Source organism: Streptomyces sp. NBC_01775 (assembly GCF_035917675.1).
Lineage (GTDB): Bacteria > Actinomycetota > Actinomycetes > Streptomycetales > Streptomycetaceae > Streptomyces.
On the sequence record NZ_CP109105.1, the window covers coordinates 169,904 to 195,429 of the forward strand.

Consider the following 25,526-nt stretch of genomic DNA (forward strand, 5'->3'; position numbering starts at 1 on the left):
TGCATGCAAAGCATGTCAACGGAAGATTCCGCAGGCCGCCTCAGGGCTTTGTGTGCAATGTGTGCTCTGTATGCTGTGGCCGTGGAACCCATAGGCGCACTTCCCAGCAATGCCCTGAGCAGCGCCCACGCCGTATATCTGGCGCTGCGCCGGTCCTTCGCCAACGGCGAGTTCGCACCGTCGGAGCGACTCACGGAGGCGGCACTGGCCCGGGAGCTCGGTGTCAGCCGGACTCCGGTCCGGGAGGCGTTGGGCCGCCTGCAAGCGGACGGCCTTGTCGTACCGATGGCACGGGGCGTCGCGGTGGCGACGCTCTCTCGCGCGGAAGTGGAGCAGATCTACGAACTGCGCGCCGCGCTGGAAGGGCTCGCGGCTGCCCAGACAGCACGTCTGCAGACCGACGGGCGGATCGCGCCCGCGGAGATCCGAGCCATTGAAAACGCCGCCGGGGAGGTGGAGCGAGCAGTGGCCGAGAGCGACCCGAAGCATTCCGCCCAGGCCAACCTCGCGTTCCACCGGTGCTTCGGGCAAGCACCCGGCAACGCCTTCCTGACGGACGCGCTGCATCGGGTGTGGGACCGCATCGCGGTCTCGACCGTCTCGAACCTCTCCGACAGCGAGTGGGCGCAGACGGTACTCGATCAGCATCGGGACATCTGCCGGGCCATTGTCGCCGGTGACGAGGAAGCCGCCCGCCGTGCCGCGGAGAACCACGTCCTGTCGGCGATGCGCGTCTACAGCGCTGCCCACAGCCAGTGAGCCCTTCGCAAACCGCGCCATGACACGGCCAGTTGGGCTGACACGGGGTTCAGGGCGGGCCAGGGCAGCACGGCGCGGTGCCGGCTCCTCACCACACTGCCCGCATGATCAGCCCTGCCCCTTGCCTGCCCTCGCCGCACGCCCCCGCGTACGCGTGGGTGGCGTATGACCTGGCCGTTCGCCGCGACAGGTACTGGATACCGGATCCGGACAGCGTCCCCGAGCGCCCCGCGGACGCCGCGGTGGCGCTCTGCCACAGCGACGGGCGCGTACGCGAAGCGGCGCTGCGTGCCGGGGTGTCCGGTGAGCTGCTGCCCCTGGTGGTACTGCGGTGTGCCGGGCTTTTGGCCAACGCCGCGAGCGTGCGTGCCGGACGACGCGACAGGGCAAAGCTTGCCGGGAGGGGCACTAGCTCGGCCTGGCTGCTCAACCGTTGCGTACCCACAGCAGTGGACTGGTCGGGGAACCTTTTTACTTCCAGGCTTCACTCAGCCAGGCCCGACGGCTCTGGCAGCACGAGTCCACCGGAGGTCTGTCATGCCAGTCACGTCCACCCCCCTGAGCACGGTCCACTACGAGGTGGCGGGAGACGGCCCTGGCCTGGTGCTCGTCCACGGCGTGGGCGGAGATGCCGAGAAGGTCTTTGCTAACGTCGTCGACAGCTTCACCACCGACCGCACCGTGGTGCGCCCCAACCTCAGCGGCAGCGGCCGGACCACCGACCAAGGCGGCGACCTCAGCATCGAGTTGCTCGTCGAGCAGGTCATGGCAGCCACTCGCGCCGAGGTACCAGGGCCGGTGGATCTGTTCGGCTTCTCCATGGGCGCCGCCGTTGCGGCGGCCACCGCAGCCGCGCATCCCGAGCTGATACGCCGACTCATTCTCGTTGGCGGCATCGCCGATATGACCGGCCCTCGCGCCCGGCTCAACTTCGCATTCTGGCGCGACCTGGCCATCGCCGACTTCGCGTTGTTCAAGCAGTTCGCCGCGCTGCAGGGCTTCAGCCCAGCGGTCCTGGACAGCTTCGGCCACGAGGGGATCGCCGCCTCATCGGAGGACGAGTGGCCGCCCGGCACGCTCCGCCAGATCGATCTGGCCGCCACGGTCGATGTGACCGATCTGCTGCCGGAGATCCAGGCACCGACCCTCGTAATCGGGCTCGGCGCAGACCAGGTAGCCCCGATCGAACAGTCCCGTCTGCTGCATGCCTGCATCCGCGGCAGCCGCTTGGTGGAACTCGACGGCCAAGGGCACCTGGACTGGTTCGCCCGTCCCGGCGATATCGTCAAGCTCACCCACGGATTCATCACCGCCACCGAGGTTTGAGCCGTTAGTACTCCAGTTGCAGTTTGCTATTTCTGCTGGTCGGAGGCTTGTTTTCAAGTGTAGCGAGCTGACTGTGCGTCATGTGGCTGGAGTTCGTGACCGTCGGCATGTGATCGCTGTTGTGCTGATCGTGCGAGATGATGTGCGGCCCGATATCTGGGCTCATGAGCTGGAGGAGGTGCTGTTGCGGGTCGGTCACCGGTTCGGCCGGGTCGACCTGCGGCGGCGGATGCGGGACTACGTGCGCGGGCTGCTCGGTCCTGTCGGCAGGAAGAATGGCTGGCAACTGGCCGAGTACGTCGGCCACGACGTGCCGGCCGGACTGCAGCACCTGCTGAACCGGGCCCGGTGGGATCCGGACGAGATCCGTGACGACCTGCAGGAATACGTGGCCGAACGCCTCGGCGAGCCCGACGGTGTCCTGATCATCGACGAGACGGGCTTCCTCAAGAAAGGCAGCACTTCGGCCGGGGTGCAACGGCAGTACTCGGGCACGGCAGGACGCACAGAAAACTGCCAGGTCGCGGTGTTCGCGGCTTATGCCTCGACGCGGGGCCGGAACCTGGTCACCCGGGCACTGGCCTCGCCGTTGTCCATCGCGTGGGTGACCGCGGACGCACTCTACGGTCAGGACTGCAACTTCCGCCGCATGCTCGAGGAATCCGGACTCGGCTACGTCGTCGCCGTGCCGAAATCACAGCAGGTCAAGTCCCTGGCCGGGTGCTGGCGCATCGACCAGCTCATCGTCGTTGGAGCCCTCCACCACCATGCTGACGAGTGTGGGCACGGCCGCGGCCACGCCCTGCCTGCCCAGAGCCAGAGCAGCGTGCCTGCGCACCGTCGTGTCCGGGTCCCCGAGGGCGTCCGCGAGCACCGCGGTAGCACCCGGAGCCCCGGGCATCTCGGCGATCGCCAGCACTGCGCGCCGCCGGATGTCGGCGTCCTCCGAGTGCGTGCCGACGTGCAGCGTCGCCAAGCCGTCGCCGCCCGATCGGGCGAGCGCCCAGCGCAGGGCGCCTGCGACGTGCGGGTCGGATTCGGTCAGGACCGCCCCGGCCAGCAGTTCGGCGAGTACCGACACGTCCTTTGGCCGGGCCAGGACGGCCCGCTGTCTGCGCGCGGGCTGGTCGAGCCGAGTTCCCGCATGAGTTCGACGATGCGCAGCACTCCCTGCCAGCCGGTGGGCGCCGACGCGTCGATCGCACGGAGCCGCTCGAGCAGCTCCTGTTCCCACGCCAGGCGGTCCTCCGTCCGCCGGATGAGGTCGCTGACCAACGCGGACGGCATAAAGGCCGGGTCCTCCAGCGCGCACCCGATCTGCTTGAGCGAGAGCCCGAGGGACCGCAGGCTCTCCACGTGGAAGATCCTGCGGACATCCTCGGCGGAGTACTCGCGGTAGCCACCGACAGTGCGGCCCGTGGGCCGCACCAGCCCCAGGGCATCGTAGTGCCGGAGCATCCGGGCGCTCACCCCGGAGCGGCGGGCCACATCGCCGATCAGCAATCCAGGCCCTCCGAGGCCTCTGCAGCCTTCGCGGCCTCCATCGGCCCGGTCGTCTCCGCGGACTCGGCGGTCTCTGAGGTCTCGGTGCCTGCTGACGCAGCCGCGGCAGCAGCAGCTCGTTCCGGGCCGAGTGCGACCACACGCTTCGCCTCGTCTAGGGCCGCGTCGAAACCGGTCTCCGGGTTCTGCCGGAGCAGCTCGGTGGCGCGGGCGTGCGCGGCCACCGCCGGGTCGGAACTCTCCGCGGCCCTCTCCAGAGCGGGCTTGATCACGTCACCGAGGTCGGCCAAGGCCCGGCTCAGGCTCAGCTGCACATTGCGGTCTCCACGGCCGAGTTGCAGAACCAGTTCGTCGGCCAGGTCCTTCTCCTCGTCCTCGGGCACGAGGACGACCGCGACGCGCCACGCGGTCCGCGCGACCTCGTCGTCGGCGTCCCGCAGCATGTCGCGGGTGACCCAGGCCCACGTGCTCTTGTCGCCGATCTTGGAAAGCGTGTGCAGCGCCTGGCTGCGGGCTTGGGCACGCTCGGCGTCGAGCTCCTGGCGGATCCGGGGCAGGGTGACCTCCGCCGGGAGGCGGGTCAGCGCCCAAGACAGCATGTCTCGTACGAAGAAGTCCGGCTCGACCGCGCACCGCTCCACGAGCGTCTCCAGGAACACACGGTCGGGGTTCGAGCCGACCGCCAGAGCCGTCTGAAGCCGGACCGATGAGTCCTTGGCGCCCAGGGCGTTGGTCACACGGGTGTTCTGCGGGGTTATGTTGGTCGTGTTGATCGGGACCACCTCCTGCGCCCAAGTGAAAGCCTTATCACTGTGTCAAGGTCAAGTTCGTGACCGGCGAATCGGGAAACCCGCTGGTCACTGGAACCTCTCGGGCCCGCCAACTCGCTGCGGTCAGCACCGCCTGCACAGTCGTTGCCACCGCCCGTGCCGCCGGCGCAAGCCGACCGGGCCGACCAGACCGAGTGAACCCCGGCCCCGCCACGAACCAACCGGACCCGCGGCGGGGTACCCACCTGCATGACGCCCCCGACCAGCCCGGCACCCCACCCGCATCAGCATCGAAGCCGCCGACCCGCAGCTCGCCGTCCGCACCGCCCACAGCCTTGCCATGCCCACCGGCGGGGGAGGACCCACCGACCCTGAGCTGACCGGAGACGGCACCGTGCAGGTATGGCTCTACGCCCGGCCGGAAGGGAGCGCAAAGGCAGAAGGCTGACGCATGTGCCCACACCTATGCGTCGCACCCCCCGCCCGCGCTAACCTCGTGTCTCATCGGGATTCACGAATCATGAATTGATCAAGACGGGAGGCGGCATGAGCAACCAGCCGTGGACCATCGACACCATCGCCCACGCCCTCCCGCACCCCGACCAGCGGGCCGCCTTCATGCGCGACGTCTCCTTCACCAGCGTCGACCAGCTCCCCGCACGCCTCGAACGCTGGCAACGCTTCGTCGAGCAGATCCAGGCCGCTGGCACCCGCGCCGAGCAGCTCCGCGAGTACGCCGAACAGCATGACGGACAGCTCCCATCCGACTACCGTGAGACGCCCGAATCGAGGGACGCCTGGAACGAGTGGGAGCAGCAGATGAGGCAACATCAAGGGCACAACGCGGCGTGACCTGGCAATTCTCCCGCGACCAGAATGCCCTCGACCTCATCGCGGCACTCCCCATCGAAGCCCAGTTCGCATTCTTCACCCTCATCCCCGAACTGGAAGCCGACCCCGACGCGGCCACCCAGCCCTACGGCCTCGACACCGGCGGCCCCATCCGCGTCCGCTCCGCCACCCTCCCCGCCGCGATCACCATCCTCCTCATCAGCGACCCAGCCGGCACCATCACCCTCGTCGACGTCGTCGCCTAAACCAGACAAGACGCGCCCCCCGACCGCAGTCGCGGTCGGGGGCTTCGTCTATGGCCACACCTGTGCACCGTGAGTACCGTCCGCGCGAACCTCAAGTCACAGGCGCATGAGGAGGCTCCATGGGCGGAGATGGCGAAAACAACGGCTACAACCTTTTCGAGGAAGAGATCGTCACCGCTCCCGAACCCGAAGACGAGGACGGCGGCGAGGGAGAGAAAAGAAGACGGCCGCAAATGGGCCGCCCCCTACCTCCACCGGCCAGCCAGCCGGGCCGTGGACGGCAGCACCACACCCACATGCCCCGACCACCCACAGGCCCAGATGCGGCGCATCCTCGGCACCCGATGGATCTGTCCGAGGTGCGTGCGGCAACCTCGTGCATGAGGTGCACGACAAAGCCTCGACCGCAACCAGTGGGCACCCCGATCCTGTGCCCCGGCGTCCCGTCAGAAGGGTGATTCACAGATGGGATCAGACAACTCCGGGCACGACCCACACGGCAAGCCCGCCGCCGCAGAACGCGCCATAGTGGTCACCATCATCGGAACCGTCGCCAGCATCGCCATAACCATCCTTGTCCTCAAGGGCGAATACGCTGGCGTCGTCTTCGCGACACTGCTCGCGGTGCTCGCTCTCATCCAAGGATGGCGGCTCGGCTTCGCCAACAGTGGTCACACCTCCCCCCACAGCAGCGACTCGCCCCACGCGAGCGACGGGGGCAGCCACGCTGGCCACGGAGGAGGAGACGGCGGAGACTGAGACCCCTGCCGCGATATCAGAAAGGCCCTCAAGACCGTCACTCGGCCCAGAAACACCCCCAGCTTCATCATCCTCCCCCGCCGTTGGGTGGTGGAGCGGTCCCTCGCCTGGATCATGCATGCCCGCAGACACGAACGCGACTACGAACGGCTCATCCAGCACTCAGAGTCCGAGCCTTCGACCTCAAGGGGCTCCACGATGTCCTCCGCGTGGCACACGGCTGGCGCATTCTCACCATGACGGCGATCGGCACGGCAGACACGGGCGCGTGCGGCTGCTCAAGCTCGGGCGCCTGCCCCTGGTTCCCTACATAGGCGCCACGCCGTCGAGTCCCTCCAGTCCGTCGCCAAAATTGCGGGCGCCGGCCGCATCGAGCACCCTGCGAATGGTCCTGGACGCGACGTCGTACCACCAGGCGAGCGCCTTCACGGCGGCGCCCTTGGCGTTCGCGGCTACGACGTCGGCCGCCTGGTCCTTGCCGGACACGGCCGGGCGCCCCAGCGTCTGGTCCGCGGCCTCGGCGGCAGCGACGCCCCTTCCTTCGTGCTCTCGCTGATCACGTCGCGGTGGAACTCCAGGACCCCGGCGAGCATCGTGACGAACAGCTTGGTCTGCGGGTCGTCGGCCGCGAGGTAGAAGCCGGACCATGCGCCGGTCGCGATGTGCGGGCGTAGTCCGTGCCGCTGGACGACTTCCCGGATCTGGACGACGTCCTTGGCGGAGCCGAGCAGTCGCGCGGCATCCGCGACGCGGATGGTGCCGCCGACCGCCGCTTCGTCGAGCAGCTGGTGGAACCCGGACAGGAAGCGGTGGCTGCGGAGGCAGACTGGGGACCTGTCATCCGCCTCCACCTGACGAATGGAACACAGCTCGTGACTCGGAGTTCCCCACCACCCGCCGACGCCCCGCGCACAGCCGGCAGGAGAAAGGACCCGCAGATCGACTCGGCCGCATTGCAGGCCACCCTCGAGCTGCTGGCGGAAATCGGATATGCCGAGATGTCCTTCAGCAAGGTCGCCGAACGCGTCGGGGTTCACCGGCCCGCGATCTACCGCCGCTGGCCGTCCAAGCAACACCTGGTCGCCGAAGCCGTCGGTTCCGCCTTGGGGCACGACCCCACCCCTGACACCGGTGACCTGCGTGCGGACCTGATCACGGGCATCAGCACGCTCGTCGACTCGTTCGAGGGAACCGTGGTCGGCAACGTACTGCCCGCGCTCGTCGCGGATCTTGCCCACCATGCACGGCTGCGCGAGGACTTCCTTGCCTCTGTCTTTCAGGCCCGCCGTGACTCGACAGCCCGTCGCCTGCGGAGGGCGGCGGCGCAAGGTGAGATCCGCTCCGACTTCGACCTGGAGTTCACCATGGACGCGCTTGCTGCCCCCGTCTACTACCGGGCACTGTTCGGTCATGCGCCGGTGACCCGGAAGCTGGCCGAACAGAGCGTTGATCTCGTGCTGGCTTCACTCGCCACGCGGTGACCGTGGCGGGCGAGGCCCGCACGGTCACCGCGTGGTGGAGCCCGACGCCGGCGACGGGGCAGCCGCCGCCCTGACCCCACCGGTGTCCGGCGCCGCGGCGAGGGTTTGCGGGCCCTGTGATTCAGACAGCGGCGGTCCGATCCGCCTTACGGTCAGAGCGTCGTTAACACCGCGCCGCCCGGTGCCACGCACCGTGGTGTCGTCGCGCGTGGCGGCTCTCACCCGCCCTCAAGCGAGGCCGGCGGACGAGCGTCACCATTTGTGATACAGTACGTACTGTATTCGAATGGAGGGTGCTCCATGGACCCGACGCATGTCCTTGTTTGGACCAAGGTCGTCTTGGTCGGCGGGCTGGCCGCTTATCTCACTCTCTTCATCCTCAACAACCTCACGGACCAGGCCACGAATTCTGGTGCGATCGTGCGGATGATGACCATGCGGGAACTCAAGGAGGATCCCGACGGTCTTGGAAGCGGGGTCGTCTGGCGGGCGGTCGACTCGCCGGCCGTGCACCGGCTGGCGCTCTACGGGGTTGTGCTTGTTCAGGCCGTGACCGCCGTGCTGCTGTGGAGGGCCGCGGTGATGCTCATGGCCGCGGGGCTGGGCGGGTACAGCGCGGGACCGCTGCGCGACGCCATGGCCGCTGCCAACCTCGGCATGCTGCCGTTCACCGGACTGTGGCTGGCCATGATCGTCGGGGGTTTGTGGTTTTCGTACTGGATCAAACTGGGCCCCGTTCAGCAGACCCATCTGAATCTGCTCAAGGCGTCGCTGCTCAGCGTCCTCGTCATCAACATCTGACATGCGTGCTCCTCAACTCTACGGAGGTAGATCACTGATGACCGCTCACGATGAAGACAACTGGCCCCACGGGCTCGACGTTCAGCAGGTGCGCGTCGCACGGCCGACCGATCGGCTCGAGGAGATCGCCCGGTTCTACCGCGATGGACTGGGACTGGCGGAGCTCTTCCGCTTCCAGGAGCACGCCGGCTACGACGGGGTCATGCTGGGCCTGCCTGGCAAGCCGTACCATCTGGAGTTCACCCAGCACGTGGACGGCAGCCCATGCCCCGCGCCGACAAAGGACAACCTGCTGGTTTTCTACACCACGGCCCTCGATGCCATGAGAGTGCTGGTGGACCGGCTGTCGGCCATGGGGCACCCTCCCGTGAAGGCGGAGAACCCGTACTGGGAGGAGAACGGCGCGGTGACCATCGAAGACCCCGACGGCTGGCGTGTCGTGCTGGTGCCCTCAGAGGGCATCTGAGACACCGACGGGCAGCCCGGTCGGGGTGGGCGACAGTGTGCGGCGCCACGGGTCCGTGACGGACCGGCGGAACTCGTGCACTCCGGTGGGCAGGACACAGGTGGCGGCCCCGCCACGAGCGTGTCCGCCCGGGAGGTGGCACCTCAACCGCTGTGACCCGCCAGCCGATCCACCGCCGCTACGACGTGGGAGGCGCCGTCTTCGCTGCGGACCACCGCCGATACCTGACGTGCCCGCCGGCCGTACTGGTCCTCTCGCACGGTCCTGCGTATGGCCTCGGCGAGTATCGGGGCCGACAGCCGCCGGCGGTGGAACCGCCCATGACGTCACCCGGCTGATTCCGCTTGTCGACATGGTTGGTCCGGTGCGCGGCAAGCGGGGCCGACCGCGCCATCGGCCGCGTCGGTCGTATACCGACCGCGACTACTACTACGACGTCTACCGGCACCGACTGCTGAGCGAGCCGAGCTCCTCCCGCTGCACACACGGCTCACGCCGAGCTGTGGCTCGGGGGCGCCCGTGGGGGGTGTTTGTAACGGGGCAGGCTCGGCGCAGAGCTCGGTCGGTGCGCGACTACCCGTGGCGCTGGGCGTGGCCGGAGTCGCTGGAGCGACTGAAGAGATCGCTGGAGCGACTGAAGAGCCCTTCCTGCTGGGGCAGGAGCGTTTGAGTCGCTGCACGTCGCCGCGGTGCGCTTGCTGTGACCTGCACGTATAGGAAAAACAGCGACTGAAGCGACTCAAGACTGGTGTCTATGACACGCCCGCGCACCTGCGAATGTCGTCACAATCCCAAACTCCAGTCGCTTCAGTCGCTTTTACGCGCCCGGCATGACCTCTGACCAGCGGTTTCTCCAAGCGACTGAAGCAGCGACTCAGCGGCCACCAGCCGCCGCCCGCCCGCGGGTACCGCTGCATGCCCGGCGCTGGCAGCGCCACGCCGCCCCCAGCCGCCCGCCCGGTCTCAACATGTTCGCTACGGTGGCTCCGCCTGGTTCTGAACTTCAGTCGCTTCAGTCGCTGCACGGAGAAACGAATGCTCTTTGATCTGCGATCTTCTCCTAGCGACCGAAGCGACTGAACCGGATCGAGAATCCCGACGTCCATAAGGAAGACGGCCATCAGCAGCGCGAGGCAGGACATGCTCACCACCGCGCAACAGTGCGCGGCGGCAGGCTGGCCGGTGCATCCGCTCACTCCCGGCCGTAAAGGTCCGGTCCGCAACTGCCCGGCCTGCCGCCGCGGATCCCACCTGCCCGGCGACTGTGCCTGCCTGTGCGAGGGCGGGTGGTGTCACGGCTTCCACAGCGCCACGACGGACCCGGCCCGCATCCACACATGGTGGTCAACTCTCCCCGAGGCGGGCGTCGGCGTCTCCTGCGGCCCCGCAGGCATCGTCGTCCTGGACATCGACGCACACGCCGCACCACTGCCCGCCCGCGACCGGCTGTGGCCCGGGATCCCCGTGCACGACCACGTCGACCTGGTCGGCCTGGAAGACGGCTTCCACACCCTCGCCGTGCTCGCCGCCCTGCGAGGCGCCCCGGACCCGGCCGAAGACAACTCGACGCTGCGCGTGCGCACCCCATCCGGGGGCCTGCACGTGTGGTACCAGGTCGAGGCCGCGCAGCGCTTCGTCTCCTCCGTCGGCTCCGGCACCGGATCGGGGCGCAGCCTGTGCTGGCAGGTGGACGTCCGGGCCCACGGCGGCTACATCATCGCCCCTGGCACCCGCACCACCGACGGCACCTACACCCGCCTCGGCACCGCCCGCTCCCCAGCCACCCTGCCCCGGTGGCTCGCCGACGAACTCACCCGCACCGGCCACACCGCTCAAGTCCCGCCAGCGCGCCCCCGCGTCACGGTGGCCTCCCGCGCCCGCGCGGCGGTCGTCCGGGCCGGAGGAGGACGGGAGGCCGCCGCCAAGGCCATGGAGACCGTCCTGGCCCAGGTCGCCGAATGCGCCGCCGCAGCACAGAACACGGGCTTCACCGAGAAACTCAACCGCGCCGCCTACACCGCCGGCGGCCTCGTCGCCGCCGGACAGCTCGACGAGGCCGCCGCCCGCGAAGCCCTCCAGGCCGCGGCCGACTACGCCCGCCCCGGCCAGCACGCCCGCACCGCCCAGATCATCCACGCCGGACTCGCCGCCGGCACCCAGCGCCCCATGTATCCGGGAGCCCGCACGTGAGCGCAGCATTCGACCCGGCCGCCGTGGCACGCCAGATCCTCCAGCAGCCTCCCGCCCCGCTCCCCGCCCAGACCCCCGCCACCGCACCGGCACGTGAGCGGCCCCCGTTTCAGGCCACCGAACACGGCCTGCTGCCCGACTCGATGACCGACCGCGGTCTGGCCAAGACCTTCGCCCGCCTCTACGCCCGCGACTTCCGCCACGTCAACGGCCTGGGCTGGTACCGCTGGTCCGGTGCCCGCTGGGAGCCCGACGAGCACGAGAGCGTCGTGTGGGCGGCCGGCGACATGGCCGAGGAACTGGCCACCACCGACCCCACCGGCACCTACACCAACGCCGAGATGCGCCGCGAACGCAAGCGCGCCATGTCCACCTCCGGCATCAAGGCCGTCCTCCAACAAGCCCGAGCCGCCCGAGGCATGCGCCTGGACGCCTCCCTCCTGGATGCCGACCCCTACAAGCTGTGCACCCCCGGCGGCGTCGTCGACCTGACCACCGGCAGCCTCCAGCGCCCCGACCCTGAACACGACTTCCACTCCCGCAGCGCGCTGACCCCGCCCGAGCAGATGCCCACCCCCCGCTGGGACCAGTTCCTGGCCGACACCTTCGGGCAGGACGCCGAAGGCCGTCAGATGATCCGCTACCTGCACCTGCTGCTCGGCTACTCCATCACCGGCGACGTCGGCGCCCAGGTCCTCGCCTTCCTCTACGGCCAGGGCAAGAACGGCAAGTCCGTCCTCCTGGACGTCATCGTGAAACTCATGGGCGACTACGCCGACGCCGCCCCGCCCGGCTTCCTGATGGCCAAGACCTTCGAGAGCCACCCCACCGACCTGGCAGAACTCCACGGCCGCCGCGTCATCGTGTGCAGCGAGCTCAAGGCCGGCGACCGGTTCGACGAATCCCGGGTCAAGCTGCTGACCGGCGGCGACCAGCTCAAGGCCCGCCGTATGCGGCAGGACTTCTTCTCCTTCACCCCCACCCACAAGCTCTTCCTGCTGGGCAACCACCGCCCCGAGGTCGGCACCGGCGGCTACGCCTTCTGGCGCCGCATGCGCCTGATCCCCTTCGAGCGGATCATCCCGGACGAACGCAAGATCGACAATCTCGCCGACATCCTCGTCCGCGAGGAAGGCCCCGGCATCCTCGCCTGGCTCATCGACGGCGCCCGCCGCTACCTGGCCGGAGAGAAGGACCTGACCGGTCCTGAACTCGTCCGGGTGGCCACCACCGCCTACGCCGAGACCGAAGATCACATGGGCCGCTTCCTCACCGAGACCTGCAAGACTGCCCCGGGCCTCCGCGCCGAACAAAAGCACCTCTACCTGGCCTACTGCCGCTGGTGCGAGAGTGAAGGAGCAACTCCCGTATCCAGCCGAGCTTTCGCCGCACGGGTCCGCGACACACTGGGTATGCGTTCCCCCAAGGACATGGCCACCTCGAACCAGAAGAAGTACTACCCCGGCATCGGCCTGATCGCCGAGACCCCCGACGAGGAGACCCCGTGAGCGCGCTCATCGACCCCGAAGATCTCGCTCACGAGGAAGCGCTCGTCTGGCTCGAAGACACCGAGGACCTCGACTACGTCCGCCAGACCCTCGATCGCGTCTCCTCCCGCCGCCGACAGCCCCCCTACCACCGCGACGGCCGGCTTGTCGGTTACGCAACCCTTGCCAAAGACGCCAAACCCTCCCGGGCCTCCGGCACCTGGCTGCGGCGCGTCTTCTGGCTCGCCCCCCACGACCGCGACCAGGACCCCGAGGGCCTGTACGCCACAGGAGCCCCCTCCGAAGCCATCGACCCCCGCACCCTGGAACCCTCCGTCAAGGGCTACAAGACCGAACGCTCCGAGGGCGGCCCCGCCTCCGACGCCATGCGCGAGATGGGCATAGAGCTGCCACGCGTCTGACCCCCGGAGCCGGCGCCAGTCCTGAGCTTGAGTCGCTCCGGTCGCTGCCCGCCGGAACCGATGAGGAACAGAGGTCGGCACCCTGATTTCTGCACCGGGTACGAACCTCAGTCGCTTCAGTCGCTGAGATGGCTGCCCGTCGGCGGTGGCGGGCCCCTCTTCACGACCACGACGTCCCCCTCGTCGCACTCGACTACGGCCTTGCCCCGGCGCGCCCAGACCGGTTCGGCCGACCGCCGGTGATGAAGTCCGCTTCCACCACGCCGTCCGCGGCGAGCGGGAGCAGCTTGCCGCTGATCTCGGCCGCCTGCGTGAGGTGTCCGAGATCAGCGACCACGCCCACTACATCTGGACCGCCCGCTTCATGGCCGGCCTTCCACCGTCCCCTGACACCACGGCCCAGCGGACCGACGGCACGGAGACCACACACTGACGCTGGCCGGCCCGGTCCAGCACCACCCGGCTGTGGTCTGAACGCCCCGGCGGGGGTCAACCGGTCCGGCCGAGGTGCATGACGACGACGGTGACGGTGCTGTCGGTGATCTCGTACACCACCCGGTAGCGGCCTACGTACATACGGCGCAGGTCAGGCGAACCGTATTCGACGGTGCCTTCCGGGCGTGGCTGGCCGGCGAGGAGATCCACCGCGTCCATCAGCTGGCGCAGCCCATCGGCGTCATCCTTGAGGAAGCGCGCGGCGGCGTTGAGAGCCGCTTCCTCCCAGACGATTGTGTAGGTCAACCGCGCTCCAGGCCGAGCCGGGCGCGCACCTCGTCATGCGGCACCATGACCGTCTGGCCCGCCGCCTGCCGGGCGCGGTATTCGGCCACAGCGAGCGCATCCTCCAGGTCGGCAAGCTCCTGCGGATTGACCAGGACAGCCGCGGGCTGGCCGTGATCGGTGATCGTGATGCGCTCCCGCGTGTGGGAAGCACGGCGCACCAGCGAACCGAACCGGGCCCGCGCCTCAGTGATCGGCAACATCTCACTCATGTACAGAACCTTACACTTCACGCTGCCGTAGGCAAGATCGATCACGACACCCGGCAGCTTGTGACGGATCCGGGAGCCGGAGCGGAACAAGCCGGACAAGACCCCAGCCTCACCCCGGGCAACAGCACCCGGTTCCGGCGCAGCCAGTGCACCGACTGGTTGAACAGCGCCACCGGCCCCTCCTCCGCGACCTGCCGGGCCAGGACGGGGCAGGAGGACCAACTCGGGGCGCTCGGCCTGGTCCTCAATGCCGCCGTGCTCTGACAACCCGCTACCTCGACGCCGCCGTCGACCACCTGCGGGCCCTGCCGCCCGAGGAGCGGGAGCATGACGTCCTCAACGAGGACGTGGCCCGGGGGCCTTGACCCGGGATCGTGGACACCGGTTGTCATGCGGCGGTGGTCAGCGTAACTGATCGTTGTTCGAAGGAGTTCGGGCTGATCTGACCGATGCTGGAGTGCCTCCTTCTGGTGTTGTAGCGGGTGGCCCATCGGAAGACCGCGAGGCGGGCTGCGCGGGCTCCTGGCCAGTGTTTTCTTCCCTGGAGCGTCTCGCGTTTCATGGTCGCGTTGAACGACTCTGCGGCGGCGTTGTCCGCGCTGGTGCCCACCGCGCCACGCGATCTGATCACGCCGAGGTCCGTGCAGACCTGGGCAAATTCCTTCGAGGAGTATTGCGCCCCGTTGTCGCTGTGGAAGATCGCTCCGCGCAGGCCGCCGGCGCCCCGCGCCGCCGCTGCGGCCTTGAGTGCGTCGGTGACCAGACCGGTGCGCATGTGGTCGGCGATCGACCAGCCCGCCAGGCGTTTAGAGCACAGGTCCAACACTGTTGCCAGATAAAGGAACTGGCCGTTCCCGACGGGGAGATAGGTTATGTCGCCCACGTACCTCGTGTTCGGCGTCTTCGCGGTGAAGTCGCGCCGCAGCAGGTCGGGAAACGGTGTCGCCGACGGCTCGGGGATGGTGGTGCGGAATTTCTTGCGCAGGTGGAAGCCGACGATGCCCCGCGCACGCATGACCCGGGCTACGCGTTTGTGGTTGACCTGTACTCCGGCGTCGCGAAGCTCTGCGGCGACCCGCGGGGCGCCGTAAGTCCCGTCGGACTCGACGTGGATGGCGGCGATCCGCTCGGCGAGGTCGGCATCCGCCCGGACCCGCTCGGCCCGCGCGTCCGCGCCGGCCAGCCACCGGTAGAACCCGGACCGCGAGAGACGCAGCATCCGGCACAGCCGCTTGACGCCGAAGGCGCCACGATGATCGTCAACGAACTGGAAGCGGCTGCTCACCAGCTGGTCTCCGCCGCAAAATACTTCGCGGCCCTCCGCAGGATCTCCCGCTCGAGCTCGAGTTCCTTCACTCGCGCCCGCAGCTGCCGGTTCTCCTTCTCGATCGCGCCGGCCTCGCCGGCGCCGGGCCGGGCGGCCTGCTCAGCGTCCCGCACCCAGGTGCGGAGCGTCTCGTGATTGACGCCCAGGTCCTTGGCCACCGAGGCGTAGGTGCCACCGGGCGTGGCCCGGTACAGCGCGACGGCATCGGCCCGGAACTCAGACGAGTACTTCGACGTCCCCAACGGGAACTCCTGTCCTTGGGATCTTCACGATCCAATGATCAGGGTGTCCACGATCAAGGGTGAAGCCCCCACGTACCTCGCCCCCAGTGTGGATCGAGCTGCTGAATGGCCTCAGCGCAGTCCGCTCCGCTTTATTTCCTTCAAACCGCGCCCGGGGCGGCTTGCTTCTCCTGGTTGTCTGCCAGGAAGTCGGTGATCCGGTGGTTCGTCTGGGTGGGCATGGCGGTGGGCATAGCGAAGTGGGTGAGTTCGGCGAGGATTTCGATCCGGGCGTCCGGTACGGCTTTGCGGGCGCAGGCTGCGACTTTGGCGGCGTCATGGGCGTCGCTGCGGCCGGCGAGAAGGACCAGGAGCGGAACGCTCAGTGCCGTGGGGTCCGGGCGGCGGCCGACGACCAGTTTCCGGTTCGCGAAGCCCGAGACCGCCAAGGCATAGAGCCGCTTCCAGCCCAGGTCGGTGTCGGTGCCTGCGGTCTCGCGGTCCAGGTAGGCGTGTGCGCGGGCTCGCGTCGGGCGGAGCAGTATCGGCAGCGAGCGCAGCAGGAAACCCGGGCGGAAGTTGGCGAAGCACTGGGTCGGGTCGAGCAGTACCAGCCGATCGACCCGCCGCGCGGCGTGCAGGGCATAGGTCAGGGCGATCCAGCCGCCGTAGGAGTGGCCCAGCAGGTGCGTGCGGGACACGGTGAGGCCGTCGAGCAGCGCGTCCAACCAGGCCATCAGGTCGCTGGTTGTGCGCAGCGGGCGCCCGCCGGGGACGCTGTGTCCCGCATCGCCCAGGATGTCGACGGCCAGCACCCGGTGGTGCGTGCCAAGAGCTGAGGCATTGGCGAACCAGACCGCGCCGGTGGAACCGCCGCCGTGTAGAAGGAGGACTGGAGTGGCGTCAGCGGGGCCGTAGGCGTGGACACGGGTGGTCCCGTACGGGGTGGGAATGTCGATCTCGGCGGTACCGGTGGGCCAGCGGGCGAGCAGTGCGTCGTAAGCCGCGAAGAACTCTTGCGATGAGGACACGGTGAACCCCCGGGGAATCGTCTCGTTGACCAAGTATCTCGCTTGGCGAGATAGTAGCCCGGTGAGTGATGACATCAACCCCGCGATGCGGCTGGTCCATCTACTGCGCGCAGTGACCGTGGAACTCGATCTGCGCGGCGCCGAGTTCGCCGCGCGAAACGGTCTGCACCCGACCGATCTGCGGGCCCTCATCCATCTGCTTGACGCCGATCGGGCGGGTACCGACGTCACCCCGGGACGACTCGGTGCGGCGCTGCGGCTCAACTCGGCCGGCACCACTGCCCTGCTGGACCGGCTGGAGCGCCTGGGGCTCGTCCGCCGCAGGTGCGATGAAAACGACCGACGACGCGTCGTGCTGACGGTGGAGCAGAAAGCCGTGGAGCTGGGTCGGTCCTTCTTCGGCCCGCTCATCGCCAACCTGGTCGAGGCGGCCGAGGGCTTCACCCCGGGCGAACTGGACATCGTTCACCGCTACCTGACCGCCGCCCTCCGAGCAGCCGCTCCCGGCTACGACGCGTCGACGCCCGCGGCCACCGCCGGGATGCCACCACCACAGCCGTTCCCGCAGCGGTTCGGTCAGCCATGATGGCAGCGCAGGCAGGGGATCTCCGGTGATCACAGCGCGTCACAATTCCATGATCACGGAACCGTGCCTGTCCCCGTCTGCCGACCGCCTATCTGCGCGACCTCTTACAACCGCTCCGGTCAGCACCCCGCTTGGTCGGGTGGATGCTAACAGTCGGTAGCTGGCCGTGAACCCTCCCGTTTGGCGGAGCTGGCCTTCTGCCCCTGCCTGACCGACGGCGCCACCCCTGAACGGGCGGCGCCGTTTCCGTGGCCGGCCGGTGGTTCAGGCGGTCGGTCGGCTGTGCAGTGGTACGACGACTTCCCGGCCGGTGGCCTTCTCTCCGAGGCGGAAGAACGGCACCTGGCCCTCGCTGTAGACGTGCTCCAGCCAGCCGTCAGCCTCCAACTCCCGACGGGCGCGCGAGAAATGCGGCCTCGGAACGCCTATGCGTACGGCCAGATCAGCCGCCGTTCGCTCGACGGCGTGTTCTAGGCCGCCCAGAATCGCGTACGTCATCAGCAGATTCTGCTTGAGGTGGGACAGCTCGCTCGTCCGCTCCTGCAGAGCGTCGAGCTCCGGGTACGGGCTTTGGCGTGGCATTCTGTCGCCCCTTCGATGCTGCGCCGGAACGGCCCGGCATAGTCGGCAGGTGATAGGCGGCGGCTAGTGAGGACTGCTCCGCGCCGCTGAGGCTGGACACGATGTGTGGACTGGCCTTGTACTTCTTGGTGCGGCCGATCACTTCCTCTACGAGGAAGATCCGGTTCTCGCACAGCTTCTTTGCCATTCTCCTTGCAGCCTGTGGAGTCAGTCCCAGGTACTTCGCGGCCTCCGACGCGGTGGCACCGCCCTTGTCGTAGGTCATGATCGCGCAGTACCAGAAGATCCGGAAGTCGTCCCCGGTGATCCCGGAGTCCTTCGCCAGCATGTCCAGGATGCGCGCGAAGGAGAACTGTCCGTGCCGACCGCCGAGTTGGTAGGAACGGCGCTTCTCTTCCTCGTCCGGCTCCCATAGCTCGTGGACTTCACCGGTCGCGCGATTGACCAGCTCGCGGCTGCGTCCTGTGCGCCTGTGCTCTGGCACTTACGACCCCTGACCTGGGCGTTCGTTCCCTAGCTTCTCCCTAACGGTCTCGACGTTACCACAGGCGACATGTCGCCTGTGGTAACCGAAGGAACTCGGCGATTCCTCCGTGTACCGCTGCCGACATGTCGTCACGCATCACCGAGCGAATCCCAGAGTTCGTCCGGTGTCTCCCCGTGGCAGGGGTCATCAGAGGAACCCCGAGGTTCCTTCGGTTACCGCTGACGACATGACCATAGACGGCATGCAACGGCATCGCAGGATGCCAATAACAGCATCCTGCGATGCCGATATGAGCATCTGAGAATGCCGATATCGACATCCCCCGATGCTGATCACCCACACGTTTCCGCAGGTCAGAAACCTGCGGGGGTTGCGCCCTCTTAGTACACGCATAGGGACCGGACATGTGCGCCGCCGTACCGGAGGCCCTCCGGTCCTCGCGCAAGCGCTCCGGTCCTCGGGGCGCCGCCTGATCCTGTCTGTCCATCTCTGCGTTGTCCGTGCTGAAGGCAGTGGCAACAAGGATTAGCGTGGCTGGTCCGGGTGGGGGGTTGCTGGGACATACGCGCGCCAGCCCGTCCGGCTTCCTGCATCATCGTGGCGTGCTTTCTTGGGCTGAGGCTCAGTCGCTCACAGGACCCGCCGCTGGTCCCTGTCAGTGATGGGCGGGAGGCCAGCCGCGGCCCTGGCATCAGCCGGATGAATCGTGCTTTGCCGAACCTCCGGGGTGCAGCCGTCGCTTCGCCCGAGCCTGTTGCGTCAGACGGGGCGGTAGCGGCGGCACCGGGAGACGGTACGTGCTACAAGTCACTGCTCCTCCGGCTGCCTGAATTAGTAGTGGACACTGGAGCGGCTGGTCAGGCCGACGGCGTCGGCGATCTCATGGAGGTAGGGCGGGTCGCCGGTTTCGATGATCCGCTGGCTCAGGACCCGCAGGACCGCGGACTGGCGCTCGCTCAGGTGCCGTTCCCTGCTGTTCGTCGCGGGCATGGCGGCGCAGCGCGGCTATCCCGGGTCCGCTGCCTGGCGAGCCGGGAATGTCCCAGGTCGGATGCCACCAGATGCAGGTGGAGAGTCGCCCGCGATGCTGTTCGACGAACGCTTCCAGGCGCTGCGCGTACCCGTCCCGCTCGTGGTCGGGCACGGTGCTGAGGACCACCGTCAGGATCTCCTCCGACGCCTCGGGAACGAGGAAGCCGCCTTGGCCAGGGCCCACGTGCACCGCTGAGCCGCCGCTAGGACCTCTTTCGCATTCAGTACCAGGGCCAGCTCTTCCTCCGGGGTCTTCGGTTTGCAAAATGCCTCATACATGAACCTACAAAGTAGATACTGCGATATCATGGGAGACCGAGCGAGGAGGCTTTGATGGACGTGACGCTCTCCCAGGCCCGCGAGCGATGGAGCGAAGTGGTCGAACGCGCCGGCAGACCGGTGGTGCACCCACCCTGGCCGCACCGGGCGGGGGTTCAAGCAGGCAGCGACAGGGCCGGGTGCCCCACCCGCCGCGTGACCTTGAAACGGTGTTTGAGGTGGTCGCGCCCCTGTGGGCGCGGCTGGAGCGGTCCGGGGCCCGACATCGAATCCTGACGGCCGCCCGCCGGGAACTGGCCACGCTGACGGCATGGATGCCTCACCCGAAGGCGGCCGAGTGGCTGGCGGATCGCCTGATGCGGCATCTGACCACCCAGGGCGGCCCCGAAACGGTGTGCGATCCGGTCGGCTGGCTACTCAAGCGGGGACTACCGGCACGAACAGGGTGCAGCGACGTGCGGTGCATCGAGGGCATCCGGATGGACACCGGCCAGGACTGCCCCTCCTGTGCCTACCTGGTCGCGGACCGGCGTGCGCTGCGCAAGAGCGTGGCCGAGCAGGTCGGCGCCGAGATGCCGCAGGCCAGCGCCGCCGACCGCAAGGCCGTCTACGAGCAGCGGCTGTGCGAGGTGACAGCCCGCCAGCAGGCCGAGATCCGTTCCCGCCATCAGGCCGCCGCCAAGCTCCAGGAACGGCAGCATGCGGCAGCCCGTGAAAGGGCCCGGGAGGCGGCCACGGTCCAGGAGCGGCAAGCGCAGCCGTGTGCCGGGTGCGGGGTACCCGGCACAGCCGGGGAGTGCCATACGTGCGCGGAGCACCATGCTGCGGAGCAGCTGCTGGAGATGGCTGGTACGACTGCGGCGGGAGCTTGGGCCGATGTCACCGACCCGCAGGACATCGAAGCGGTCCGTGTCCGCGTCCGGGAGACCTTCGACAGCGAGTTCGCCGGGCAGCTCGCCGTCCTCAAGGACCGGGGCGCCACCGACACCATGGTCGCCAGCTTCACCCGGCTGCTGGCCGAAAGCGCCGTTGGCGACTACCGCCGCTCCGCGCTCGCAATCCTGGCCCGCACCCCGCACCCCGCAGGCCGACGCCGAGGCCAGGCAGGCATCAGCCGCCTGTCTGCGCGCTGCCCACCAGTACGACACACAGGCGGAAGCGCGGCAGGCCGCAGCCGAGGCTCGCTCCCGCACTGCCGAGCACCTGCTGCGCCAGCGGACCGCGACCTTGCACCAAACCTTGCAGGAAGGGCAGAAACCTGTCCCCGAAACAGATCGCCCCCAGGGAGGCGCCGACCGTGTACGGGAAGTCAGCGATGTCTGGTTCGCGGACCGCTCGGCTGACGAACGGCAGGTCAAGACTCGCGAGAACGCCTGCGCCAGCTACCAGCGAGCCCTCGCCGCACACCATGCCGCCAAGTACCAACGCACAGGGTGTCGCAGCCCCGAGCCGAGCAGGCAAGAGTCGGCTGTGTGAACCGAAATACTCAGCGAGTAGCCCAGCTTCCACCCGTGCGGAGGGGTACTCCCCGCGCCTGCGGGGTTCCGGTGGCGGCGCGACGAGCTGCCCCGGGCGCCGGACATCGGCCTACCGGTGTGCCGATAGACTCAACCGGGCTTTGCGTAGAATGTCGCGTTCGGAGAAAGTGGGTCCACAGGCCGTCCAGGCCGGAAAGACTTGCTGGTCAACGAGAGTGCTCCCCGCACCCGCGGGGATGGTCCCCGGGACCGGGTGCTGAGCGCCGTACGCGAGGGGTGCTCCCCGCACCCGCGGGGATGGTCCCGCGATCGGCCGTGCGCTGGGCACGACCCGGCAGTGCTCCCCGCACCCGCGGGGATGGTCCCTCGCCCGGGTCCTGGGCTGCCAGGACATCGCGTGCTCCCCGCACCCGCGGGGATGGTCCCCCCCAGGGGGGCGTCTCCAAGTCGTCAACGGGGTGCTCCCCGCACCCGCGGGGATGGTCCCTGCTCACCGTCATCGCCCGCCTGGTCGCCGCGGTGCTCCCCGCACCCGCGGGGATGGTCCCTGCGCCGCCGGATCGCGATCCTGCGGTACGCGGTGCTCCCCGCACCCGCGGGGATGGTCCCCAAGGCGCGCTGCTCGGCTCGCTCTGCCCGACGTGCTCCCCGCACCCGCGGGGATGGTCCCACGGAGCGCTGTGCGGCGCCCTGAGCGACGATGTGCTCCCCGCACCCGCGGGGATGGTCCCGTCCAGCCCGCAGCGGCGTCCGGCGCGGCACTGTGCTCCCCGCACCCGCGGGGATGGTCCCCACATCGACCAGACCGGCACGATCTTGCGCGAGTGCTCCCCGCACCCGCGGGGATGGTCCCGTCCACACCGGCGGCGGAGTGATCGCCGCCGAGTGCTCCCCGCACCCGCGGGGATGGTCCCCGCCGCGCCTCGAACGCCCGCTGACGGTGGCTGTGCTCCCCGCACCCGCGGGGATGGTCCCTTCACCCAGTCCAAAGCGGGCTCCCGGACTACGTGCTCCCCGCACCCGCGGGGATGGTCCCTGGCTCGATGCGGGAGGGATCGAAGGCGCCTCGTGCTCCCCGCACCCGCGGGGATGGTCCCCTGACCGGTGCTCTGTTCCTGGAGAAACCCGCGTGCTCCCCGCAGGCGCGGGGATGGTCCCGGCGTCTCCACTTCCCCGGGGCCGGCCGCTGGGTGCTCCCCGCACCCGCGGGGATGGTCCCGAGCGGATTGCGCAGCATCCGCACCCGGGGCGCGTGCTCCCCGCGCCCGCGGGGATCCCGGGGCGGCGCGACGAGCTGTCCTGGGCTGAACGTTGGCCTGTCAGTGTGCCGATAGACGCCTCACGGCCCCAAGCCGTCAAGTGGGTAGCTGGAATACCCGGTGTAGCTTTGCTGACTGTTCGATTAGCAGCTCAAGGGGGCGTCTCGGTGGATGTGGTGCGGGTCATGGAGGCGCTGGCCGAGCAGGGGGTCACGGTGCTGTTCAAGGCGGATGCCGAGCGGATGCGTGAGGGCAGGAAGCCATGGACCTTCGTCGCGAGCGGCAACCCGTTCCATGAGGATCTGCTGGTCCGGACGGATGCTGTGTCGGTGGAGTCGTGCCTGAAGCAGTGCCTGCCGCAGCTGCGCGAACGCGGGCTGATCATCCCGGAGTAGACCGGCCTGCTCGGCCTGTTTCGGCGTGCGTGGCTTATGCGGCCGTAGCCGTCGGGACTTCGACCGGGGCCGGGAAGGCCAGGGCTTCGTCGAACGGTTCGTGGGCCTGGATGCAGTGGTAGAGCTGGCCGACCAGGCGGTTGAAGAGGTTGCGCAGGGCGGAGGCGTGCCAGTCGCCGCATTCGTCGCGCCGTCGGCGGTAGTGGGCTTTGGCTCCGGGCGAGGCGGTCAGGGCGGCGAAGGCCCAGAGGTAGCCGGCATGGTTGAGCCGGTCGTTCTTCACCCGGCGGCGGGTGATGCTGGACTGCTTGCCGGAGGCCCTCGTGATGGGCGAGGAGCCCGCATAAGCCTTGAGACCGCGGGCATCGGCGAACCGGGTGTGGTCGTCGCCGATCTCAGCCAGCACCCGGGCGCCGAGCTGGACGCCCAGACCCGGGAAACTCAAGATCACGTCAGCGTCCGGGTGCTGAGGGAAAGCCTCTTCCACCGCCTGGGCCAGGTCGTCCGCGGCGGTACAGGCGGCATCGAGCTGCAGAAGGAGGGCAAGCATCTGCTTGCCAAGCGCGTCCTCGACCAGCGGCAGCTGCCGGGCCCAGTCTCCCCGCAGAGCCTCGCGGAGCCGTTCGGCGTCGGCCTCGATACCGCGCTTACGCCCGGACCGCTTGAGCGCGGCAATGATCTGGCTGCGGGTCAGCCTCGCGGCTTGGGCCGGGGTGGGTGCGGTCTTGAGGGGCTCGCGGGCTTCGGGCCGGCACAGCCCGTTGGTCCACTTCGCAAAGGCGTCCAGTGCTGCCGGGTAGTACTCGCGCAGAAGTAATCGGAGCTGGTTGGCGAGCTGCTGCCGGTTCCACAACGAGTTTTGCTGGGCGCGGGCCAGGACCGCGATGGCGCGGGCCAGGTCGGTGTCGTCGGGCAGGCGCCGGTGGGCGTGCATGTCGGTGCGGAGGACGTTCGCCAGGACGAGGGCGTCGCCGGGGTCGGACTTCTTGCGGGAAACGCTGTGGCGGTCGCGGTAGCGGGCGGCGGCCATCGGGTTGATCGCGAAGACCTGCCGTTTGCCGACCCGCAGCACCGCGACGAGAAGGCCGCGGGAGGTCTCGATGGCCACCGGGATCGGGTTCTCCTCGGTGTCGCCGTACTCGACGAGCAGGTCCAGCAGGATCTTGTAGCCGGTTGAGTCGTCGGTTATGTTCCGTTTGGCCAGTAACTGGCCGCTGTCGTCGACCAAAGCGACGGCGTGGGTCTTCTCCGCCCAGTCGATTCCGCAGTAGATCACTATGCTCTCTTTTCCGTGTGCTGGTGTTTGCGCTGGTCACGAGCGCATGCGGGCCACGCAGCTCCCTAATTCAAGGTCTCTCGGACCAACGCCTCACTAGCTGTTGTCCGTGGCACCAGCGCACCGCGCGGGCCTCGGTCTATGCGAGAGCTCAAAGGGCTCCGGTGTAACGAGAGGTCACCGTGCGGTGGGTTCGTCTCACCAACACCAACGAGGGATCAAGGCGGCAGGTGTTGACGCTCGACGGCCAGCGTCGCCGCTCTACCGGAAGGCGTCGAAGCCGGGCTCAATTCAGACGTCCGCCCGGAACCGACGACCGACAACACCGCACCTTGGTGATGACGCCCGCGAAGACGCCGGGCGCCACCTCTCTAGTCGGAGGCATCGAGACCCGGTTCGCTGTAGGCATCCGCCCGACGCCCACGCGCCCGCCACCACACCGAGCGCGAGGCCCGCCCGCACGCTCTAACCAGAGGCTTCACAAGCCCAGCTCGAATCAGACGTAACGGACCTCACCACTCGAACACTCCGGTGATCCCACCCGGCACCCCGGAGTACTTAAGAAGAAATTAGGAATTAGACTCAATCGAGCTTTGCGTAGAATGTCGCGTTCGGAGAAAGTGGGTCCAAAGGCCGTCCAGGCCGGAAAGACTTGCTGGTCAACAAGAGTGCTCCCCGCACCCGCGGGGATGGTCCCACGCACATCACGCGGCCTCCTTGGCGGATTCGGTGCTCCCCGCACCCGCGGGGATGGTCCCAGCAGGTCAGAGGTAGGTTCCGGCGGCCGGTTGTGCTCCCCGCACCCGCGGGGATGGTCCCCAGCCTGGCCACCATCGCGCTGTGCGGCGCACGTGCTCCCCGCACCCGCGGGGATGGTCCCTACTACCGCACCACGAAATCGCGGAGGTCCTGGTGCTCCCCGCACCCGCGGGGATGGTCCCCGCCGGTCGCCAGCCGGACCGGCTGCCCGTCCGTGCTCCCCGCACCCGCGGGGATGGTCCCCGTATGACCCCCCGCCCCGACGCGGTCACCCGGTGCTCCCCGCACCCGCGGGGATGGTCCCACGTCCGCACCCCCTCTACTTCTCATGAGAAGTGTGCTCCCCGCACCCGCGGGGATGGTCCCCACCTCCCGGGGCCAGTGCTCCACTCCGGCCAGTGCTCCCCGCACCCGCGGGGATGGTCCCTCGACCTGGCGCCCGACGACGCGTTCGTCCCGGTGCTCCCCGCACCCGCGGGGATGGTCCCCCGCCATCGCCGAACGACTTCACACAGACAAAGTGCTCCCCGCACCCGCGGGGATGGTCCCTAGCCTGGCTTCACAGCGGCTCGGATGAACTGGTACTCCCCGCAGGCGCGGGGATGGGTCCCTCCCTGCCTGGGCCCGGGGTCAGAGCCGCAGGGTGCTCCCCGCAGGCGCGGAGATGGTCCCGAGAGGGTGTGGCGTGGCCGTTTCTGCTGTTTGCTCGCGAGGTGGCCTTGCGGCCGTCTGCTTTCAATCGTTCGTTGCATGGTGCTCTA

General features: G+C 68.6%; 27 protein-coding genes, 3 pseudogenes and 2 CRISPR repeat arrays. Of the genes and pseudogenes, 18 read left to right on the forward strand and 12 right to left on the reverse strand.

Going from position 1 to position 25,526, the window contains the following annotated elements:
• The first annotated feature begins 81 nt into the window (after positions 1-81).
• From OHB04_RS41075 to OHB04_RS41085, 3 genes and pseudogenes are all read left to right on the forward strand, one after another.
• The gene (locus tag OHB04_RS41075) at positions 82-759 is read left to right on the forward strand and encodes a GntR family transcriptional regulator (protein WP_326693239.1); all 678 of its coding nucleotides are present in this window, start codon (positions 82-84) and stop codon (positions 757-759) included.
• A gap of 603 nt (positions 760-1,362) precedes the next feature.
• Positions 1,363-2,085 (forward strand): alpha/beta fold hydrolase, encoded by a 723-nt coding sequence (locus tag OHB04_RS41080; protein ID WP_326693238.1) that lies wholly within the window; start codon positions 1,363-1,365, stop codon positions 2,083-2,085.
• Between the two features lie 142 nt (positions 2,086-2,227).
• Positions 2,228-2,830: pseudogene (locus tag OHB04_RS41085) on the forward strand (IS701 family transposase); the annotation flags it as partial.
• On the opposite strand, the pseudogene OHB04_RS41090 reads toward OHB04_RS41085, so the two are convergent.
• Together OHB04_RS41090 and OHB04_RS41095 are read right to left on the reverse strand one after the other, a co-directional pair.
• Positions 2,816-3,588: pseudogene (locus tag OHB04_RS41090) on the reverse strand (MerR family transcriptional regulator); the annotation flags it as partial. The pseudogenes OHB04_RS41085 and OHB04_RS41090 overlap by 15 nt on opposite strands.
• The gene (locus tag OHB04_RS41095; protein ID WP_326693237.1) at positions 3,582-4,370 is read right to left on the reverse strand and encodes a HEAT repeat domain-containing protein; all 789 of its coding nucleotides are present in this window, start codon (positions 4,368-4,370) and stop codon (positions 3,582-3,584) included. The gene OHB04_RS41095 and the pseudogene OHB04_RS41090, both read right to left, overlap by 7 nt.
• A 534-nt stretch (positions 4,371-4,904) precedes the next feature.
• On the opposite strand from OHB04_RS41095, the gene OHB04_RS41100 reads away from it, so the two are divergent.
• The 4 genes and pseudogenes from OHB04_RS41100 to OHB04_RS42130 form a co-directional block, all read left to right on the forward strand.
• Positions 4,905-5,210 carry a hypothetical protein gene (locus OHB04_RS41100; protein WP_326693236.1) on the forward strand — a complete coding sequence of 102 codons (306 nt, stop codon included), beginning with the start codon at positions 4,905-4,907 and terminating at the stop codon, positions 5,208-5,210.
• Positions 5,207-5,455 (forward strand): hypothetical protein, encoded by a 249-nt coding sequence (locus OHB04_RS41105; RefSeq protein ID WP_326693235.1) that lies wholly within the window; start codon positions 5,207-5,209, stop codon positions 5,453-5,455. The genes OHB04_RS41100 and OHB04_RS41105 overlap by 4 nt, the downstream gene beginning before the upstream one ends.
• A gap of 465 nt (positions 5,456-5,920) precedes the next feature.
• Entirely contained in the window at positions 5,921-6,214 is a 294-nt protein-coding gene (locus OHB04_RS41110; RefSeq protein WP_326693234.1) for a hypothetical protein, read from the forward strand.
• Between the two features lie 27 nt (positions 6,215-6,241).
• Positions 6,242-6,385: pseudogene (locus OHB04_RS42130) on the forward strand (IS5-like element IS4811 family transposase); the annotation flags it as partial.
• A 135-nt stretch (positions 6,386-6,520) separates the two neighbouring features.
• Here the strand turns inward: OHB04_RS42130 and OHB04_RS41120 are convergent.
• Both OHB04_RS41120 and OHB04_RS41125 read right to left on the reverse strand, forming a co-directional pair.
• Complete coding sequence (locus tag OHB04_RS41120) at positions 6,521-6,700, reverse strand: hypothetical protein (protein ID WP_326693233.1); 180 nt, start codon at positions 6,698-6,700, stop codon at positions 6,521-6,523.
• Positions 6,667-6,999, reverse strand: a complete 333-nt coding sequence (locus OHB04_RS41125; RefSeq protein WP_326809671.1) for a recombinase family protein — start codon at positions 6,997-6,999, stop codon at positions 6,667-6,669. Before OHB04_RS41125 ends, OHB04_RS41120 begins: the two co-directional genes overlap by 34 nt.
• Between OHB04_RS41125 and OHB04_RS41130 the strand changes: the two genes are divergently transcribed.
• From OHB04_RS41130 to OHB04_RS41160, 6 genes are all read left to right on the forward strand, one after another.
• Complete coding sequence (locus OHB04_RS41130) at positions 6,892-7,695, forward strand: TetR/AcrR family transcriptional regulator (protein ID WP_326693232.1); 804 nt, start codon at positions 6,892-6,894, stop codon at positions 7,693-7,695. The two genes, OHB04_RS41125 and OHB04_RS41130, sit on opposite strands and share 108 nt — an antisense overlap.
• Positions 7,696-7,995: 300 nt before the next feature.
• A complete protein-coding gene (locus OHB04_RS41135) occupies positions 7,996-8,496 on the forward strand; it encodes a DUF2165 family protein (RefSeq protein ID WP_326693231.1) in 501 nt (166 codons plus the stop codon).
• Between the two features lie 37 nt (positions 8,497-8,533).
• On the forward strand, positions 8,534-8,962 hold the full coding sequence (locus OHB04_RS41140; RefSeq protein WP_326693230.1) for a VOC family protein: 429 nt from the start codon (positions 8,534-8,536) through the stop codon (positions 8,960-8,962).
• Between the two features lie 1,140 nt (positions 8,963-10,102).
• Positions 10,103-11,152, forward strand: coding sequence for a bifunctional DNA primase/polymerase (locus OHB04_RS41150; RefSeq protein ID WP_326693229.1), 1,050 nt, complete (start codon positions 10,103-10,105; stop codon positions 11,150-11,152).
• A complete protein-coding gene (locus OHB04_RS41155) occupies positions 11,149-12,660 on the forward strand; it encodes a DNA primase family protein (RefSeq protein WP_326693228.1) in 1,512 nt (503 codons plus the stop codon). Before OHB04_RS41150 ends, OHB04_RS41155 begins: the two co-directional genes overlap by 4 nt.
• Complete coding sequence (locus tag OHB04_RS41160; RefSeq protein ID WP_326693227.1) at positions 12,657-13,061, forward strand: DUF6009 family protein; 405 nt, start codon at positions 12,657-12,659, stop codon at positions 13,059-13,061. Before OHB04_RS41155 ends, OHB04_RS41160 begins: the two co-directional genes overlap by 4 nt.
• A gap of 489 nt (positions 13,062-13,550) precedes the next feature.
• On the opposite strand, the gene OHB04_RS41165 is transcribed toward OHB04_RS41160, so the two are convergent.
• Positions 13,551-13,802, reverse strand: a complete 252-nt coding sequence (locus OHB04_RS41165; protein ID WP_326693226.1) for a type II toxin-antitoxin system RelE family toxin — start codon at positions 13,800-13,802, stop codon at positions 13,551-13,553.
• Positions 13,799-14,053: a type II toxin-antitoxin system Phd/YefM family antitoxin gene (locus tag OHB04_RS41170; RefSeq protein WP_326693396.1), complete on the reverse strand. Its 255-nt coding sequence runs from the start codon at positions 14,051-14,053 to the stop codon at positions 13,799-13,801. Before OHB04_RS41170 ends, OHB04_RS41165 begins: the two co-directional genes overlap by 4 nt.
• A gap of 60 nt (positions 14,054-14,113) precedes the next feature.
• Here OHB04_RS41170 and OHB04_RS41175 point away from each other — a divergent pair, with 60 nt between their 5' ends.
• Positions 14,114-14,317 (forward strand): hypothetical protein, encoded by a 204-nt coding sequence (locus OHB04_RS41175; RefSeq protein WP_326693225.1) that lies wholly within the window; start codon positions 14,114-14,116, stop codon positions 14,315-14,317.
• A 124-nt stretch (positions 14,318-14,441) separates the two neighbouring features.
• Here OHB04_RS41175 and OHB04_RS41180 read toward each other — a convergent pair.
• A protein-coding gene (locus OHB04_RS41180; RefSeq protein WP_326693224.1) for an IS3 family transposase occupies positions 14,442-15,622 on the reverse strand; the annotation gives its coding sequence in 2 pieces (ribosomal slippage) (positions 14,442-15,355 and positions 15,355-15,622; 1,182 coding nt in all).
• Positions 15,623-15,762: 140 nt separating this feature from the next.
• Positions 15,763-16,665, reverse strand: coding sequence for an alpha/beta fold hydrolase (locus OHB04_RS41185; RefSeq protein WP_326693223.1), 903 nt, complete (start codon positions 16,663-16,665; stop codon positions 15,763-15,765).
• A 52-nt stretch (positions 16,666-16,717) separates the two neighbouring features.
• On the opposite strand from OHB04_RS41185, the gene OHB04_RS41190 reads away from it, so the two are divergent.
• A complete protein-coding gene (locus OHB04_RS41190) occupies positions 16,718-17,218 on the forward strand; it encodes a MarR family winged helix-turn-helix transcriptional regulator (protein WP_326693395.1) in 501 nt (166 codons plus the stop codon).
• Between the two features lie 264 nt (positions 17,219-17,482).
• Here the strand turns inward: OHB04_RS41190 and OHB04_RS41195 are convergent, their stop codons facing one another.
• The 3 genes from OHB04_RS41195 to OHB04_RS41205 form a co-directional block, all read right to left on the reverse strand.
• Positions 17,483-17,716, reverse strand: a complete 234-nt coding sequence (locus OHB04_RS41195) for a MarR family transcriptional regulator (RefSeq protein WP_326693222.1) — start codon at positions 17,714-17,716, stop codon at positions 17,483-17,485.
• Positions 17,661-18,284 carry a helix-turn-helix domain-containing protein gene (locus OHB04_RS41200; RefSeq protein WP_326693221.1) on the reverse strand — a complete coding sequence of 208 codons (624 nt, stop codon included), beginning with the start codon at positions 18,282-18,284 and terminating at the stop codon, positions 17,661-17,663. The genes OHB04_RS41195 and OHB04_RS41200 overlap by 56 nt, the downstream gene beginning before the upstream one ends.
• Positions 18,285-19,118: 834 nt before the next feature.
• The gene (locus OHB04_RS41205; RefSeq protein WP_326693220.1) at positions 19,119-19,277 is read right to left on the reverse strand and encodes a hypothetical protein; all 159 of its coding nucleotides are present in this window, start codon (positions 19,275-19,277) and stop codon (positions 19,119-19,121) included.
• Between the two features lie 94 nt (positions 19,278-19,371).
• On the opposite strand from OHB04_RS41205, the gene OHB04_RS41210 reads away from it, so the two are divergent.
• The 3 genes from OHB04_RS41210 to OHB04_RS41220 all read left to right on the forward strand — a co-directional run bounded on the left by OHB04_RS41210 (position 19,372) and on the right by OHB04_RS41220 (position 22,730).
• Positions 19,372-19,515: a hypothetical protein gene (locus tag OHB04_RS41210; RefSeq protein WP_326693219.1), complete on the forward strand. Its 144-nt coding sequence runs from the start codon at positions 19,372-19,374 to the stop codon at positions 19,513-19,515.
• Positions 19,516-19,807: 292 nt separating this feature from the next.
• Positions 19,808-20,941: a hypothetical protein gene (locus OHB04_RS41215; RefSeq protein ID WP_326693218.1), complete on the forward strand. Its 1,134-nt coding sequence runs from the start codon at positions 19,808-19,810 to the stop codon at positions 20,939-20,941.
• A 350-nt stretch (positions 20,942-21,291) separates the two neighbouring features.
• A CRISPR array of direct repeats spans positions 21,292-22,295; the repeat unit is 29 nt; unit sequence GTGCTCCCCGCACCCGCGGGGATGGTCCC.
• Positions 22,296-22,502: 207 nt separating this feature from the next.
• A complete protein-coding gene (locus OHB04_RS41220) occupies positions 22,503-22,730 on the forward strand; it encodes a hypothetical protein (protein WP_234388159.1) in 228 nt (75 codons plus the stop codon).
• A 34-nt stretch (positions 22,731-22,764) separates the two neighbouring features.
• Here OHB04_RS41220 and OHB04_RS41225 read toward each other — a convergent pair whose 3' ends face one another.
• A complete protein-coding gene (locus OHB04_RS41225; protein ID WP_326693217.1) occupies positions 22,765-24,006 on the reverse strand; it encodes an IS110 family transposase in 1,242 nt (413 codons plus the stop codon).
• A gap of 668 nt (positions 24,007-24,674) precedes the next feature.
• A CRISPR array of direct repeats spans positions 24,675-25,437; the repeat unit is 29 nt; unit sequence GTGCTCCCCGCACCCGCGGGGATGGTCCC.
• Positions 25,438-25,526 lie beyond the last annotated feature (89 nt).

Excerpts from the sequence above, each read along its gene's own strand:
- OHB04_RS41140 (WP_326693230.1), top strand. The coding sequence starts at position 8,534 with ATGACCGCTCACGATGAAGACAACTGGCCCCACGGGCTCGACGTTCAG.
- OHB04_RS41170 (WP_326693396.1), bottom strand. The coding sequence starts at position 14,053 with ATGAGTGAGATGTTGCCGATCACTGAGGCGCGGGCCCGGTTCGGTTCG.
- OHB04_RS41205 (WP_326693220.1), bottom strand. The coding sequence starts at position 19,277 with ATGCCCGCGACGAACAGCAGGGAACGGCACCTGAGCGAGCGCCAGTCC.
- OHB04_RS41210 (WP_326693219.1), top strand. The coding sequence starts at position 19,372 with ATGCTGTTCGACGAACGCTTCCAGGCGCTGCGCGTACCCGTCCCGCTC.
- OHB04_RS41190 (WP_326693395.1), top strand. The coding sequence starts at position 16,718 with ATGCGGCTGGTCCATCTACTGCGCGCAGTGACCGTGGAACTCGATCTG.
- OHB04_RS41135 (WP_326693231.1), top strand. The coding sequence starts at position 7,996 with ATGGACCCGACGCATGTCCTTGTTTGGACCAAGGTCGTCTTGGTCGGC.
- OHB04_RS41150 (WP_326693229.1), top strand. The coding sequence starts at position 10,103 with ATGCTCACCACCGCGCAACAGTGCGCGGCGGCAGGCTGGCCGGTGCAT.
- OHB04_RS41195 (WP_326693222.1), bottom strand. The coding sequence starts at position 17,716 with ATGACGTACGCGATTCTGGGCGGCCTAGAACACGCCGTCGAGCGAACG.
- OHB04_RS41100 (WP_326693236.1), top strand. The coding sequence starts at position 4,905 with ATGAGCAACCAGCCGTGGACCATCGACACCATCGCCCACGCCCTCCCG.
- OHB04_RS41110 (WP_326693234.1), top strand. The coding sequence starts at position 5,921 with ATGGGATCAGACAACTCCGGGCACGACCCACACGGCAAGCCCGCCGCC.